15 protein-coding genes are annotated in these 15,194 nt (G+C 42.4%); 11 read left to right on the top strand and 4 right to left on the bottom strand.

Features of this window, described 5'->3' with window-relative positions:
• Positions 1–13 precede the first annotated feature (13 nt).
• Positions 14–1,429: a hypothetical protein gene (locus CH367_RS15620; RefSeq protein WP_100763433.1), complete on the bottom strand. Its 1,416-nt coding sequence runs from the start codon at positions 1,427–1,429 to the stop codon at positions 14–16.
• A 100-nt stretch (positions 1,430–1,529) separates the two neighbouring features.
• Positions 1,530–2,459 (bottom strand): glycosyl hydrolase family 18 protein, encoded by a 930-nt coding sequence (locus tag CH367_RS15615; protein WP_100763432.1) that lies wholly within the window; start codon positions 2,457–2,459, stop codon positions 1,530–1,532.
• A gap of 111 nt (positions 2,460–2,570) precedes the next feature.
• Between CH367_RS15615 and CH367_RS15610 the strand changes: the two genes are divergently transcribed.
• The 7 genes from CH367_RS15610 (at position 2,571) to CH367_RS15580 (ending at position 9,697) form a co-directional block, all read left to right on the top strand.
• Positions 2,571–3,464 carry a fructosamine kinase family protein gene (locus CH367_RS15610; protein WP_100763431.1) on the top strand — a complete coding sequence of 298 codons (894 nt, stop codon included), beginning with the start codon at positions 2,571–2,573 and terminating at the stop codon, positions 3,462–3,464.
• Between the two features lie 59 nt (positions 3,465–3,523).
• Entirely contained in the window at positions 3,524–4,255 is a 732-nt protein-coding gene (locus CH367_RS15605; protein ID WP_100763430.1) for an SDR family oxidoreductase, read from the top strand.
• 66 nt (positions 4,256–4,321) lie between these two features.
• Complete coding sequence (locus tag CH367_RS15600) at positions 4,322–5,278, top strand: ABC transporter ATP-binding protein (protein ID WP_100763429.1); 957 nt, start codon at positions 4,322–4,324, stop codon at positions 5,276–5,278.
• Positions 5,275–6,387, top strand: a complete 1,113-nt coding sequence (locus tag CH367_RS15595; RefSeq protein ID WP_100763428.1) for an ABC transporter permease — start codon at positions 5,275–5,277, stop codon at positions 6,385–6,387. Before CH367_RS15600 ends, CH367_RS15595 begins: the two co-directional genes overlap by 4 nt.
• A 26-nt stretch (positions 6,388–6,413) precedes the next feature.
• Positions 6,414–7,529, top strand: a complete 1,116-nt coding sequence (locus CH367_RS15590) for a quinone-dependent dihydroorotate dehydrogenase (protein ID WP_100763427.1) — start codon at positions 6,414–6,416, stop codon at positions 7,527–7,529.
• Between the two features lie 109 nt (positions 7,530–7,638).
• Positions 7,639–9,084, top strand: a complete 1,446-nt coding sequence (locus tag CH367_RS15585) for a M43 family metalopeptidase leptolysin (protein WP_100763426.1) — start codon at positions 7,639–7,641, stop codon at positions 9,082–9,084.
• Between the two features lie 4 nt (positions 9,085–9,088).
• Positions 9,089–9,697 (top strand): hypothetical protein, encoded by a 609-nt coding sequence (locus CH367_RS15580; RefSeq protein WP_425268855.1) that lies wholly within the window; start codon positions 9,089–9,091, stop codon positions 9,695–9,697.
• 8 nt (positions 9,698–9,705) lie between these two features.
• On the opposite strand, the gene CH367_RS15575 is transcribed toward CH367_RS15580, so the two are convergent.
• Entirely contained in the window at positions 9,706–10,386 is a 681-nt protein-coding gene (locus CH367_RS15575; protein WP_100763424.1) for a hypothetical protein, read from the bottom strand.
• An 84-nt stretch (positions 10,387–10,470) separates the two neighbouring features.
• Between CH367_RS15575 and CH367_RS15570 the strand changes: the two genes are divergently transcribed.
• From CH367_RS15570 to CH367_RS15555, 4 genes are all read left to right on the top strand, one after another.
• Entirely contained in the window at positions 10,471–10,977 is a 507-nt protein-coding gene (locus CH367_RS15570; RefSeq protein ID WP_100763423.1) for a SixA phosphatase family protein, read from the top strand.
• A complete protein-coding gene (hpt, locus tag CH367_RS15565) occupies positions 10,977–11,522 on the top strand; it encodes a hypoxanthine phosphoribosyltransferase (RefSeq protein WP_100763601.1) in 546 nt (181 codons plus the stop codon). Before CH367_RS15570 ends, hpt begins: the two co-directional genes overlap by 1 nt.
• 264 nt (positions 11,523–11,786) lie before the next feature.
• Positions 11,787–13,586 carry a cation:proton antiporter gene (locus CH367_RS15560; RefSeq protein WP_100763422.1) on the top strand — a complete coding sequence of 600 codons (1,800 nt, stop codon included), beginning with the start codon at positions 11,787–11,789 and terminating at the stop codon, positions 13,584–13,586.
• A 6-nt stretch (positions 13,587–13,592) separates the two neighbouring features.
• Positions 13,593–13,781 (top strand): DUF1289 domain-containing protein, encoded by a 189-nt coding sequence (locus CH367_RS15555; RefSeq protein WP_010573215.1) that lies wholly within the window; start codon positions 13,593–13,595, stop codon positions 13,779–13,781.
• Between the two features lie 30 nt (positions 13,782–13,811).
• On the opposite strand, the gene CH367_RS15550 is transcribed toward CH367_RS15555, so the two are convergent.
• Positions 13,812–15,062: a glycosyltransferase family 4 protein gene (locus CH367_RS15550; protein ID WP_100763421.1), complete on the bottom strand. Its 1,251-nt coding sequence runs from the start codon at positions 15,060–15,062 to the stop codon at positions 13,812–13,814.
• Positions 15,063–15,194: the final 132 nt, after the last annotated feature.

Here is a 15,194-nt window from a genome sequence, read left to right as displayed (position 1 = left end):
CGGCCGTTCGGGTTTAAATGAATTTCCCCATCCTCTCCGTCGCATAAAGCGCTTCCCTCGATTTTAAACCCATACTCGAAAACAAAGTCTCCGAATTGATTCCGTTTAAAAGATCGACCGGGTAGGTGATCCGTTTGTCTTTTTTGGTGTGAATCGGATAAAAACGTTTTTGATCTCTGTAAGAATAAGTGGTCAACACGACCGTTTCCACGTCGTGAAAAACTTCCTCTAAGTTTCTAAGAAGAGTGTTCGTTTTGGAAGCGATGTTTTCGTTGATGTCCTCCCAAGAGGAAAGTTCTCCCGAAATTTCAACGTTGAGGTGAACAAGAATCGGGCCGATCTCGGATTGTTTCGAACGATTTTTCTCCAATACTTTGCGAGCCACGTTCAAAGCGTCCGTATCGTTTCCTCTTCCCGTTTTAACGAGAATCGCTTTGTTTCTCTGAAGAAGTTCGAAACCGTCTCCGTAACAGATCAATTCTTCCGCGTGATCTAAAATTTTCCATTTCTCGACTTCATTCAGAAAACTTAATTTACGTCCGTGATATAAAGAATAAGCGATATTCCAAATGGATTGATACAAAAGCGCGGGAATTAAAAGAGGAGGAAGATCCTTAACCGCAAAAAGTTTTTGAATCAACGCGTTGAAAAGATCCGGTTGAATCAACTTTTGAGAAGCGAAGTCGTCCGAAACGACGATGGAAGTCACTTCTCGGATGAGATAGGATTTCATACAAAGCGCGGTTTGAAAGTCGTTGTAAAAAAGAAGTTCCGGTTCGGCAAACAATTCTTCCGGAGTTTTAAAACCTACGTATCTTGCAGTTGCAGGATCTTTGATCGGATATTTCAAAAATGCGCGGTGGAAAATATCGGAAGAATGTTCGAAACCGAAGTCGCGAATGATCTCGGTCGTATCCAAACTGTTTCCGTCTTCGAAGATCAAAGTTTCCGCCATCGTATCCGTGTTTGTAATTCCTTCCAAGACATAGAGTCTATCTTTGCGGAAAATTTTTCGAACTGCCTGTGTTTGTTCTCGGATCGCTTTTCTCGCGGCGATATCATCGTGGTTATGAGCCGCACAACCGAGTCCGGGAAGATCGGATCTGTGCATGTAAGCGATAAAAAGAGCGGGAGTGTTCGGAGTATTGCAGATCGCGTCGTTGATCAATCGATCGATCCGATTCCAGAACCAGAAGTTGTTTAGATTTGTGGAAACGATATTGCCATCGGTTCTACCGAAACGAATCGTAGTGACCGGATAACCTTTCAGCTTGCTTCCGTGAACGCGGCCGTCGATACATTTTGTAACGAGGACCTTAGGAGCGCGACTGCTGAATTCATGAATGACATGTTTCATCCTGTGAATGGTTTCCGATTGGAGAATATTCTCCTCCAAATATTGATCCAAATATCGATGAACTTCCTGCACAAAAAACCTCTTTGAAAAGAACGAAACCTGACTCCAAGTTTAAAGGGGAGAAAGGAAATGTAAAATTGAATATTGGTTCCGAATCAAAAATCCGAAACGATTAAAACCCGATTCTCCAATAGGCGGTTCCTTTCAGACGATATGTTTGAACGAATTTATTATATTTTTCTAATGTTTCTCGATCCGAAATAAACCCGATTCCCGTTTCATTTTTGAGAACGCTGAAACCGTCCTGATCCGCGACGATTTTGAAATTTTCGCCGAACTTTCGTAGATCTTTTTGAGTGAGAATTCGGGTCTTACCCTTTTGATTCCAAAAGTAACCGTATAAGGGAAGCCCGAGCCAGAGTTTGGAACCCGGGATTCGTTCGGATAAGAATTCTAAATTCTTTTTTGTCAAAGAAAAGGAAGTCACCGGACCCGGAGATGTTTGGGGAGAATGGAAATCGTAGCTCATCAGTACGAACTCGTCGATTGTTTCTTCATTCAAAAGATCCGTATGAACGACCGAATTTCGATTTGGAAAGTCCAATTGGGGAAAGATCGCAATCGTAAGAACCCTGTCTTTTGGTATTTTCACTTTTAACGATCTTAAGAATTTTCTAAAATTCGGAATTTCGGATGGAGAAAGAAATTCGATATCCAAATGCAAACCTGAAATCTCGGGATTTCGTATTAAATAATTTGAAAGTTCTCGAATCGCGTTTTCCATCGTTTGATCCGATTTGAGAAAGCCAGAACCGCTTTTACGCGCCGCGGTGATCAACGGAATCAATCGAGTTTTATAATTCTTGCTTATATCCGAGAATTGTTTGGGCAAGGAAGAAGATTTGAAATTGCCATCTGATAATATGATATTCCCGGTATAGCTGATCGTGTGGGATTTTGAACAAACATCCGCCCAATCAGAGTAAGATCCTTTTTCAAGAGAAGCGAAGAGCGCGTAATTCCAATGTAACGTTTGTTCCGTTGCCCAAAGTGTGTGTCCGACAAACAACGATAGTATGGTAATAATTCTTAAGATGTTCACGTCTTACGGATTATAAAAGGATTTCATAAATTTCAATCAATCCGGGAACCTTTCAGACCGATTTTCTAATCAGATGAAAAGAACCGGAACCATCCGGGAGGAAGCGAATTTGTGGTCATCAAAGCGGGTTTAGAAGAGGCGATCTGCGACGGTTTGGAAAGACTTGGAATCCTCAATTCCGGGTCCAGACCCAAAGTACGTTTTCATTCTTCCAGTTTAAACGAAATCTATCTCGCAACCGTTCCTCATCATACTTTTGCCGTTAAGGTCATCGCAAACAAGGAGATGGCCGAAACCGAAAAAGAATCCTTAGAGCAACTCTTTCGAATCGGCGTTCGTGTTCCCGAATGTTACGGGATCGTTCAGGCAGGAGTTTCTTGGCTTTTAGTAATGGATTATATCGAATCCGGTGCCACTACCTCCGGGGCGCGCGAAGATTTAATCCGAAGTCTGAAACTTCTCTATCGAAAGGATTCGAATTCCTGGGGCTGGAAAAGAAATAATTTCATTGGAACTCTTCCACAAAAGAACCGTTGGCATTCCAGTTTTAGCGAATTCTTTTGGGAAACTCGTTTAACAATTCAATTAGACATGGCCCTTTCAAGAGGATTGATTACCGCTAAGGACGTGGACAACGTACGGGAAGTTTTTCAAAAGTTTACGGAAGAATGGTCCCTCGATCAAAGCAGACCGAGATTGATCCACGGAGATCTTTGGTCCGGAAATATTCTCACCGGAAAAAACGGACATTCCTATCTCATTGATCCTTCGATTTCATTCTCGCATCCCGAACAGGATCTCGCGATGTTGAATCTATTCGGAAGTTCTTTAAATTTGGAAGAGATGCAACAAATTCTTTCTTCCAGCGGCATCGACGATCCCGAACATCTTAAGGATCGAATTCCTTTTTGGCAGATGTATCCCGTTTTGGTTCACATCAATCTATTCGGTCCTTCTTATCTTTCTTCGCTCAGACAAATCCTACGTTATTACGGTAAAAGTTAATTCTCCTTAATTCGCGAATTGCTTGATCGATCCGTTTGTACAAAGAAGATAAGCGGATCATGAAACTTTCCGGAAATACGATTTTAATTACGGGCGCAACTTCTGGAATCGGTTTGGAACTTGCAAAAAGATTCGCGGGTCTGGGAAACACGGTCATCGCATTGGGAAGAAATAAAGAATCCCTTTCGCGTTTGTCTTCCGTTCCCGGAATCGAAACCGTTCGTTGCGATCTTACAAAACCCGCCGACTTTGATAAGTTGATTTCTCTCGTACGAAAAAAATATTCTTCGCTTAACATTTTGATCAACAACGCGGGAATTCAATTCAATCCGGATTTCTCAAAGGACCCGGATCAAACCGAGGCGATCGAAAAGGAAATCCAAACAAACTTAACGATTCCGATTCGTCTGATTTCCATTTTGATTCCGGTTTTAAAATCGAATTCGAATTCCGCCGTCGTCAACGTGACATCGGGTTTGGCATTGGTTCCGAAACGATCGGCTCCACTTTATTGTGGAACAAAGGCGGGGCTTCACATGTTTACGGAAGCGCTTCGTTATCAACTCGAAGGAACGAACGTAAAGGTGATCGAAATGCTTCCTCCTCAAGTGGATACTCCGATGACCGCAGGACGAGGAAAGAATAAGTTGACTACTGCCGCTTTGGCGGACGAATTCATAGCCGCGCTTGAAAAAGATCGCGAATATATCGGAATCGGATTCGTAAAATATCTCGGAGTTGCGCTTCGACTTTTTCCGTCCTTAATTTACAAAATCGTAAAAGATAAATAAACTTGCGGAACTTTTCCGTTCTCAAATCGAATTTAAAATTTAGAATGTAGTGATCGAGGAATTCTCTTGAACCAAAACAACCATTCGTTAAAACCCGAAGATTCCGTGATCGACGTCAGAAACGTACTCAAACGTTTTAAGAATACGGTCGCCGTAAACGATCTCAGTCTTCAGATACAAAAGGGAGAATTTGTCGCCTTACTCGGGCCGAACGGAGCCGGTAAAACCACTCTGATCGAAATGTTGGAAGGAATTCAAACGCCGAACGAGGGTTCCATTTCGATTTTAGGAACGACCTGGAAACAAAACGAAACGTATTTGCGTTCCAAGATCGGATTGGCTCTGCAGGAAACGCGATTCATGGATCGAATTACGGTTCAGGAAACTTTGGATCTTTTCGGAACGTTTTATAAAAGTAAAAAGGAAAGATTGAACGAAATTCTCGAGCTGATCAATCTTGAAGAAAAACAAAAAACATACGTGGGAAATCTTTCCGGCGGTCAAAGACAAAGGCTCGCGCTCGGCGTTTCTATATTAAATTATCCTGAAATACTTTTTTTGGACGAACCGACCACGGGTTTGGATCCGGGCGCAAGAAGGGACGTTTGGAAAATTTTAGATCGTCTCAGACAAAATAAAACTACTATGATTCTCACCACGCATTATATGGAAGAGGCCGAAACTCTTTGTGAAAGAATCATCATCATGGATAAGGGAAGAATTTTAGATCAAGGAACTCTTTCCGAACTTCTCGAAAGAACGGACGGAGGAGAAATCATTCGTTTTTCCATGGAAGACGGTTCCAATCCCGAAAGTTGGATTCCTTCATCGGGAATGTATAAATTCTTTTGGGATTCCGCAAAGTCCGAAGCGAGAATCTACGTTTCAGCGATCGCGGATTATTTACCCGAGTTGATGAGAACGATTTCTTCTTCGGGAAAAAAATTAAACGCGTTGGAATGTCATAAAAAGACGTTAGACGATCTCTTTCTCAGTATGACCGGTAGAGGGTTGGAAGAATGAAACAGATATTTCAATTGGTGAGCATTCAACTCAAAGAATTTTATAGAGAGCCGGGAATTTTATTTTGGGCTTTTGTGTTTCCGATCGCGATGGCGGGAGTTCTCGGAATCGCGTTTAAGAATCGAGGCTCGGAAGAAGTAAAGATTGCTATATTAGAAAATTCTTATCAAATCGAGGAACTTCAAAAGATTTTGGATTCTTCTTCGATCGAAAAAAACAATTCAAGCGAAACGAAAAAATCGAATTATGAAAACGCGACGACAAATCCGTCAACAAATCCGGGCTCTCTTCCATCGCTTAGGTTTTTGATTCTTTCCAAAGAGGACGCGATTCGAGATCTCAAACGCGGAAAACTCAACGTCATCGTGGAAAGAACGCAGGATGGAAAGATTCATTTTTCATTCGATTCGGACAATCCGAACGGTCAGAGGGATTATCTTTTGATTCTCGCGAAAATTCGCTCCGGCAAAGCCGATTTCGAATCGCAGGTGGATCGACTCGATTCCAAGGGAACGAGATATATCGACTACTTGGTTCCGGGAATGCTCGCGATGGGAGTGATGAACTCCTGTCTTTGGGGCGTGGGTTGGAACCTGATCGAAATGAGAATGAAAAAACTTTTACGGAGAATGTCCGCAACTCCGATGAACAAGTTGTATTTTCTTCTTTCGTTCTTCTTTACTCGTTTGATTGTAACTGCTGTCGAGTCGGCGATCTTGTTGAGTTTTACTCTTCTTACGTTTGAAAATTCTTTCGAAGGTTCGATCACGGCCGCGCTCCTCGTTTATCTTGCGGGAAACTTTGCGTTCGCTTGTATCGGAATGTTTATCGGTTCTCGTGCCGCCGGCTCTCAAGTAGGGAACGGTCTCGTAAACGCGGTCACGTTTCCGATGATGGTACTTTCCGGAATCTTCTTCTCGTATCAAAATTTTCCGGAAGTTGTACTTCCGTTTATTAGAAATCTTCCTTTGACGTTGATGGCCGATTCTTTACGCGCCGTTTTTATAGAAGGGGCCGGTTTGGTTTTCGTAATTCCGACCGTGATTTCGTTACTCGTATACGGGATCGTATTTCTTTTTATAGGAAGTAGAATTTTTCGCTGGTCTTGATCCGTGCGGATTAAATAGTTTCAGAGATGCTTTCTTCTCTGAAACATACCGCATATTCCGCTTTTCTAAAACCATTTTTTCTTTCTCTCGATCCCGAGACGGCGCACGAGCTTGCAAAGAATTTGCTCGGGGTCAGTCAAAAAGTTCCCGGAGTTTTATCGATCATCGAAGCGATGACTTCTTATCGAAGCGATCGTTTGAAAACGAAAGTCGCGGGAATCGAATTCGAAAATCCTTTGGGGATGGGCGCGGGTTTTGATAAGACGGGAGAATTGTATCCTTTTCTTTCCCGCATGGGTTTTGGTCATATCGAAGTCGGAACGATCACCGGACAAGGTCAACCGGGAAATCCAAAACCGAGAGTGTTTCGTTATCCCGAAGATCAAGCCTTGGTCAATCGAATGGGTTTTAACAATCCGGGTGCCGACTTGGCTGAAAGAATTCTTTCTTCCCAAAAAAAAGGAAAGATTCGAGGGATCAACGCGGGAAAAACAAAAATCGTTCCCGAAGAAAAGGCGATCGAGGATTACGTTTATACGTTGAAGACACTTTCGCCTTACGCCGATTATACGGTCATCAATATCAGTTCGCCGAACACACCCGGTTTGAGAAATTTTCAGAAACAGGAAAACTTCGTATCTCTGATCCAAGGGATTCGAAACGGTTTAGGTGAGAATTTTAAAATTCCTATGTTCGTTAAGTTTGCTCCGGACATGGAAAGCAAGGATCTCGAAGCGTTACTCGAAACATCTTTGAGTTTGAAGGTGGATGGAGTAATCTTAACCAATACTACGATCGATAAATCTTCCTTACAGCGATATCCGAATGTGGAAAAGGAAGGCGGGCTTTCCGGCGCACCTCTCAAAGATCGTTCCACGGAATTCGTTCGGGTTGCGTATCGAATTTTAAAGGGAAGAATTCCGATCATCGGAGTCGGCGGAATCGATTCCGGAAAATCCGCTCTGGAAAAAATTCTCGCGGGCGCTGACTTAATTCAAATTTACACCGGTTATATTTATCAGGGTCCTTTTTTACCTTTGAGAATTCTGGAATTTTTGGATCGGTTCCTAAAAAAACAAGATCTAAAATCGGTATCCGAATTGGTTGGAAAAGAAAAAGATTTAGGATTGAATCCTAAATAGTTTACGATCATTCCGTTTTATTCTTTTCGCTTTCGAATCGGATTGATAAGCGAACTGGTCGCCTTGGAATATTATGGCTTTCTAAATGATTGCTTAGGAAAATGGGAATATGTTGGGAAGATCTTTAGTTCTAATTTGTATCTTATGTTCTTTCGTTTGGGGTTGTCCGATCCAGCAAGGAAAAGACGACGACACTTCTAAAAATCTGCAGTTGTTGTTCGGGCTTTATGCGATCAACGAAACTCTTTACTATTGCGATGCGGCCGAGAATGTTCGGACCAGTGGAAGCGCTCCGAACTTCAGCGTTTCCAATTCCACATTGAGTCAGGTGCTCTTAACCGAAAGCGGCGCTTACGCAGACGGTGGAACCGCTTATCTTGTCGGAACAGTTCAGTTTCCGGGTCTTGGTAAAAATAATCCGATGGGAATCGTGTATACGGAACAAAATCACGCGTTCGCTTCCAATCCGAATCGTTTTATTTATCCTATTTGGCAAAATTCTTTTGGAAATCTGATTCAAGACAACGGAAAAAGCGAGTCTGCGGGATATCGATCCACTACCACCGCGTTCCCTGTGGGCGCGACTCCGGGATATTATGCTCCGAGTTCCGGTTATAATAATTTCATCAGCAACCTGTTCGGCGCCGATTTTATTTTTCCGAGCGTCCCAAGCCCTTCCGTAATTACGAAACGGGTAACGAACAATACCGTTCAAACCTGCGAAGAATATAAGTTCCGCGCGGAGCCGAATGGTGTATTCGGAAATTCTAATTCAGGTATGAGCAAGGTTTGGCAATCCAGAAAAAAATTGAACATCAACCTGATCTTCATACCCGGCGCCGTGACAACCCCGACCACTGCGGGAATGGCGACTATGATTCAAACACTGAAAGATATATACGCTCAGAGTACGGTTAAAATCGATGTGACGGTAACGGCGAGTATTGCGGCGGCCGGAGCTTCTTACTTAACGATTGCGAACATCACGGACGATTACGGTGACGTCGCGAATTCTTTGGGATCTTTGTATAAAAGTAATCCTTCAACCGTTCAAGACGCGAACTCTTTGAATATCTATGTAACGAGAGATTATACGGTATCAAGCAGTGCGCCCGCGGGAATTTTGGGAATTTCTTCGGGCATTCCAGGGATTCCGGTAACGGGAACGCCGAAATCGGGAATGATCGTATTCATCGAAAATCATAGAACCGCTTCGGGTTGTGGAACCACGGGACAGGATTTGACCTGCGCTTCCGATCAGATCTTTCTCGCAAAGACGATCGCACACGAAGGCGGACATTATTTAGGATTGTATCATCCGGTTGAAAAGGATGTAGTTAAAGGACGTTATTCTCTGGATCCGTTACCCGAAACTCCGGAATGCAGGGACCAAAACGGAAACAATCTCGTCGGTTTGGGAGAATGTTTAGGAGACGGTTTTTACAACAGCGGCGGACTCAATCTTATGTTTTGGGCGGGAAATCCCACGATCAATCAAACTCAACTAACCGGAGAACAAGGTTGGGTGCTTCGTTCGCACCCTCTTGTATATTAATAAAATGGAATTTAATAAATATCTTATGAAGTTTAAAACGGATTTTTACAAATTTTTTGCGTTTAGCATAATTTTTATCTCGGTTTCTTCGGCTGTTCAAGCTCAAGCCTTGGACCCGAATCAATACCAAAAGATCAAAGCGATCGTATTACAAACGGGCCACGCGGATAAGGAAACTTTGATCCGCGAAATCTTCGCGATCAATTCTAGTCCGCAGGAATATTTGATCGCGATCGCAAAAGATCCGGAATTGAGGGTTTACGCGATCTCGCAGATCAACGAACTAATCGCGGATTTCGGAGGAAGCTCCGCAAAGAATTATTTGGAATCCACGATTTCAAACGAAAATGCACATCCTTCGATTCGAAGTTCCGCCGTGTTTTCTTATGGAAAAACCTTTTACTTTCAGGATAAGAATCAAACCGAGAATTTTCTAAAACAATATTCTTCTCATGATCGAATCGGAGCCTCGATTCAAAACACTTTGAAGGAACTTCGTACCGGTAAAATCAATTCGGTTCGTTTTTCGGAAAGAATCAAAATGGAAAACTTGGAAAGAATCAAGGATAAGAATGTAAGAAAGTCGGGACCATCCACTCGAAATCCCGAATAGAAATCGAATTAAGGTGATGCGGGTTCGTTTGTGTTATTCCCCGAAGTTTGTCTGCAGATTCCTTTTTCTTTCCAGTCCAATTTCCATTCGGATCCGGAAGAATCATCCTTAAACAATTTTACGATCAGATTGGAACACGTATAACGGATGTTATAGTCCACAACTTCGTATTCTCCCGAATAACGATACCAATGTGTTTCCATATCGCTTCCTGCCATCGGTTCGCCGATTTTCAGGTTTTCTATCGTTTTACCTTTCCAGCGATCTTGAAGAAGACCGTCTTCGATCAACTTAAGAGCGATTTCCTTATCGGGAGATTCTTTACCGGGATCGGATAAGACTATATTCTTTCCAAAGCCGAGTTCTGAAAAAAGCCAACCTTTCGTACGTACAAAAACATAATTCGCACCGACTTCGGTACGCGTTACGCTACCATCTTTGCGTTTGGTTGTTACTAAAAATGGAAATTTGTATAATATATCCGCGTTTGATTTGGAATTTTCTATTAGAACAGGTTCGCCGTTACTTTCGATGGATTGAATTTTATCGCCGACGTTTTTTTTGAGCCAATGAATCTGAACGTCTTTTTTCGCTTTTTCTTCGTCGGGAGGGCCCGCTAGTTGGGCGCCTAACACGGCGGGTATTAAAACGAGCAAAGCAATTCCTGCTAACGCAAAGACATTTTTCATAGCCCCATTATTAAAGTGATCTTTTACATCTTGTCAATGAATTTAAAGTTGACCTGAGAACGAGAAAGCGAGAGACAAAGTTCGTTGAAACAAATTCATTTAATCAGGCATTCTAAATCGGACTGGGAATCGGAATTCAAATCCGATCATGAAAGACCTCTTTCGGAGAGAGGAAAGAAAAATGCTCGCTCTCTTCGGAAGTATCTAGCGAAGATAGAGTTCAAGACGGATCTATTTTTAGTTTCGGATTCTAAAAGGACCTTGGATACTTATAAGATTATATCAAAGAAAAGAGATCTGTCCTCCGAAATGATAGTTACAGAAGAATTATACGAATCTGACAGCGAGGACATTCTCGCGAAAATTAGAAAGCTCGATTCCAATGTGATGAGCGCTACTCTATTGGGGCATAATCCCGGCATGGAAGAAATCGCAAACAGATTCATACGAGGTAAAGAGGATTTGTCTTCGTCCGAATCCGTGTTTCAAAAATTTCCAACCTCGGGTTTTCTAAGTATACAAATCGAAACGGAATCATGGGAAGAATTGGGTAAGGTTCCCGGAAAAATAATTCGCTTCTGGATACCATGATGAATAAGATCGCTTCCGATATTTTACATCCTCGTTTTACTCAGGAAGAAATTTCCCAAAAGGTGAAATCGCTCGCTTCCGAAATATCAAAAGATTATAAAAAATTAAATCCGGTTCTGATCTGCGTGTTGAAGGGTGGAGTTTATTTTTTCACGGACTTAACGAAAGCGATTCCTTTTTCGGTCGAGATCGATTTCGTTCAAGCGAAGTCGTATTCCGGAACCGTATCCATGGGAAAGATCGATTTGTTAAAAGACATCGACACGGATCTTTCGGACCGTCATGTGATCCTTGTGGAGGACATTTTAGATACCGGTTTTACTCTTCAATATCTCGTGCGTCATATCTTCACTCGAAATCCTGCAAGTCTTGAGATTGTAACTCTTCTTCTCAAGGAAAGAAAAAACATCCTAGAATTTCCCGTGAAATACGTGGGCTGGAGAATTCCGGATGAGTTCGTAGTAGGTTACGGTTTGGATTTCGACGGAAAGTATAGAAATCTTCCGGATATTCACGTTTTAGAACCTGGAGAATACAACGTTTGATTTTTTTGAAATGCCCGGAATTTAAGAGAACCGATTCATTTTTCCGCCGATTTATTTCTTTATCAACAACCTCGCTTTAAAATCCGAAACTATAGTAGAGTAGGGATTCCGTTTCAGTTTTTACGGATTCCGTAAAAAAAATGTTTTTTACTCTGAGAAACTTTCATAATTTAGCATGCAGAGCGAATTATAAGAAACTACCGGCTCCGATCTACACGATTCAGAGAAGGTAAAAAAATAAATCAGTTTCAGGATAGATTGTAAATGGAGCATCATTCCCTCTCCCTTTTAAACGACATAGCATTCAGCATCATTTTCGCTACGTTCTTTTCCCATATCGCCAGAGTTACGAAACAACCGTTGATTCTCGGTTATGTTGCCGGGGGACTTTTGCTCGGACCGAATTTGGGTCTGGGACTTGTGGTAAACGAAGAGAGTATCGAATTGATTTCAGAGATCGGTTTGATTCTTCTTTTGTTCATCATCGGTCTTGAAATCGATCTGAAAGAATTGGCGCGCATGGGTAAGTCCATGTTTATTCTCGGGATCAGCCAGTTCGTATTTTGTGTATTGTTCGGTCTTTTTTTCTTTAAGGGAATTCTTTCCGGTTCGACGGGTAAGTTCGATCTTTTGTATTTCTCCATCGCGCTTGCGATCAGTTCGACTATGATCGTCGTCAAACTTCTGCATGATAAATTCGAAGTAAGTACGATCGCTGGTCGACTGACGATCGGTGTTTTGGTTCTTCAAGACATTTGGGCGATCATCTTCATGGGAGTTCAACCGAACCTTCAAGATCCTCAGATTTTAAAAATCGCGGGTTCTCTCGGAATCGGTTTGGTTCTTATCTGCGTAGCATTCTTAATTAGTAGATTCTTTTTATCGAGATTGTTTCAAGCCGCGGCTTCCAAACCGGAATTGATTCTGATCACTTCGATCGCTTGGTGTTTTTTACTTTGTGGTTTTGCAGAAAGAGCGGGACTTTCCAAGGAGATGGGAGCTTTGATCGCGGGTGTAAGTATCGCCGCGTTCCCCTATGGCGCCGACGTCATCGTAAAACTTTCCGGAATCCGCGACTTTTTTATCACTCTATTCTTTGTCGCACTGGGAATGAAAATTCCGATCCCTTCGTTTCAGATCATCTCGGTTTCTTTAATCGCGGTCGTGTTTGTGATTTTCAGCAGGGTGATCACAGTCGCTACGCCGGTTTATTTTTCGGGCAAAGGTTTAAGAGCCGGAGTCGTTACAGGTTTGAACCTGGCTCAGATCAGCGAGTTTTCTCTTGTGATTCTCGCGTTGGGAATGGGTTACGGACATATCAGCAAAGAACTGGAATCGACCGTTCTCACTTCTATGATTCTCGCGTCCGTCGTTTCGACTTACATCATTCTTTTCAACGATCCGATTTCAAGATTCATTCTTAAGTTGTTGGGAATGGTCGGACTCAAAGAAAAAGAAGATGAAAAAACGGAATCCGACATTACCGGTCAACCCAAAAGAGATATCGTTATCCTCGGTTACTTTAGAATCGCTCAGGGTCTTTTGGAAGGAATCGAACGAGAAAAGCCGGAATGGCTCAATCGGATTTTGGTCGTGGACTTCAATCCGGTTTTTCGTCAATCTCTCGAGGCGAAGGGAATTCGTTGGGCATACGGCGACTTGGCGAATCCGGAAACGCTTCATCATCTTGGAATTGAAGATGCAAGATATGTAATATGCACGATTTCTGATATGATTCTCAAGGGAACTACCAATCGAAGACTTTTGGAATCCCTCAAGGCGATCTGTCATCATACTCAACCTTCCATCATTCTTACCACGGACGACGCACAGGAAGCCGATGTTCTCGTTTCAAGCGGGGCCGCGCACGTGATCGTTCCCGGAAGAATCAGCGGTATGTCCCTCTTTAAGGAAATGAAAACGATCGTGGATCATACGAAGAACGGCGTTGAAAAATCCGCCGTAAAAACCGTGAAAGCGACGTCTGCGGCCGTTCTCGATTCCAAGAAGAAAAAAGCTGTGGGGAAAAAGACTACTTCCAAGTCTAAAGTAAAAGGGAAGTAGATCGTTTTGGTTCGTTCACCTTGTAATAAAATCTGTACAATGGATTTCGAATCCGGTTATTGCGAAGGTTGTTTTAGAACCATCGAAGAAATCGGAAATTGGTCTCGTTATTCAGATGCGGAACGAGACGATCTTTTTTTAAAACTCAAGGTTCGTAAGGAAGAAGTTCTTTCCAAGAAAAAACAGTTTCGTTGATTTTTAAAGGAAGAACGGGATCTTCGTTTTTCATTTTAAAAGATTCTTATATACTTCCAGAGTTTCCTGAGCGGCTTTTTTCCAAGAGAATCGCGCGGAGTTCTTTTTACCCTTTGTGATCCAAGTTTTGCCGTAGTTCCGACCTTTTAAAAAATCCTTCAGAAGTTTTTCCAATTGATCCGGTTTGTCCGGAGAAAAATACGAAACGCTGTCGCCTAAAATTTCCGGCATAACCGTCGCGTCGGAAGAAATTACGGGACAACCGCAAGCCTGTGCTTCGAGAGGTGGAAAACCAAAACCTTCGTATCTTGAAGGAAAGAGCAAGACGCCGGCGCAGGAATACAAACAACGCAATTCGTCCAAAGACAATCTCGGCATAGGAAGAATTTGAGTTTCACAATCTAAGACGTCCGCTTGCAGATAATCCGGAATTTTTCCGAAAGCTCCGCCTAACACCCATTTGGTTTTTAGAAGCCTCGATTCCCAAAGAGGTTTTAAAACCTTTGCGACTAAGTTTAAATTCTTATGACCTTTTCCGATTCCTACGCTGAGCAGATAACCTTCTTTGAGTCCGTATTTTTTTAAGAAGTTCTTTTTCTCCGAAGAGGAAGCGGGATAAAAAATAGAATCGTCGATTCCGTTGTGGATCACTTGTGTTTCTTTTTTCGAAAAACCGAAAACCGATTCCAAATCTCGGGCCGTGTAATCGGAAACGGAAAGGACCTTCTTTGTGAAAAGTTTCAACAAACGAAATACGACCTGCATATAAAGTCGCTTAACAAAACTGGAATGAAATTCCTTCATCCGAAACGGAATGATATCGTGAATCGTTACGATCGTCTTTTTGAGATAAGGCAAAGGCGCGTTGAAATGGGGAATGTCTATAAGGTCCATTCTCCCCATAAGCGGATGTCCTTTGAACTCGGAAAGCGAGTAAATCGGAGAATGATAATCGATGACTGAATACGAAAACTCGGCGTTCTTGTTAGGCGATGAAGATTTTTTTTTCTTCGAATTAGAATCGAGTTTCGTTTCGAGATCGGATTGATCCTGCGTTTTCGGATCGAATCCGGAAAATTTATGACAATGAATTCCTTCGTTGCGAATCGTTTCCGCGTCCCCGAAAAGATAGACCCGAATGTTTTCCTTTTCCGCGGCCGGTCCGAGATATTTCAAAAGACCTCGGATTCTCATTCCGATTCCGGAATGTGCGATCATACGCGCGTCCAATCCGATCGCAAAGCCGCCCTTATTCTTTTTCTTCTCGTTTCGAGTTGTCATGATCGGACAGATTTACCCGGTATTGGAAATCTGCAAGAAAATGAAAATCCGATGGAAGATTCGAGAGCCTCTTTAGAGAATGGGAATGTAGCCTTAGATTCAAAAAAAACGTTCCGAATTTTTTTGAAAGGA

Origin of the sequence: Leptospira barantonii (assembly GCF_002811925.1) — a bacterium.
Classification (GTDB): Bacteria; Spirochaetota; Leptospiria; order Leptospirales; family Leptospiraceae; genus Leptospira; species Leptospira barantonii.
The sequence above is the reverse complement of the archived record's forward strand: the minus strand, read 5'-3'. Positions and strand labels throughout refer to the sequence as shown.

Excerpts from the sequence above, each read along its gene's own strand:
- CH367_RS15575 (WP_100763424.1), bottom strand. The coding sequence starts at position 10,386 with ATGAAAAATGTCTTTGCGTTAGCAGGAATTGCTTTGCTCGTTTTAATA.
- CH367_RS15595 (WP_100763428.1), top strand. The coding sequence starts at position 5,275 with ATGAAACAGATATTTCAATTGGTGAGCATTCAACTCAAAGAATTTTAT.
- CH367_RS15580 (WP_425268855.1), top strand. The coding sequence starts at position 9,089 with ATGGAATTTAATAAATATCTTATGAAGTTTAAAACGGATTTTTACAAA.
- CH367_RS15560 (WP_100763422.1), top strand. The coding sequence starts at position 11,787 with ATGGAGCATCATTCCCTCTCCCTTTTAAACGACATAGCATTCAGCATC.
- CH367_RS15550 (WP_100763421.1), bottom strand. The coding sequence starts at position 15,062 with ATGACAACTCGAAACGAGAAGAAAAAGAATAAGGGCGGCTTTGCGATC.
- CH367_RS15590 (WP_100763427.1), top strand. The coding sequence starts at position 6,414 with ATGCTTTCTTCTCTGAAACATACCGCATATTCCGCTTTTCTAAAACCA.
- CH367_RS15605 (WP_100763430.1), top strand. The coding sequence starts at position 3,524 with ATGAAACTTTCCGGAAATACGATTTTAATTACGGGCGCAACTTCTGGA.
- CH367_RS15585 (WP_100763426.1), top strand. The coding sequence starts at position 7,639 with ATGTTGGGAAGATCTTTAGTTCTAATTTGTATCTTATGTTCTTTCGTT.
- hpt (WP_100763601.1), top strand. The coding sequence starts at position 10,977 with ATGAATAAGATCGCTTCCGATATTTTACATCCTCGTTTTACTCAGGAA.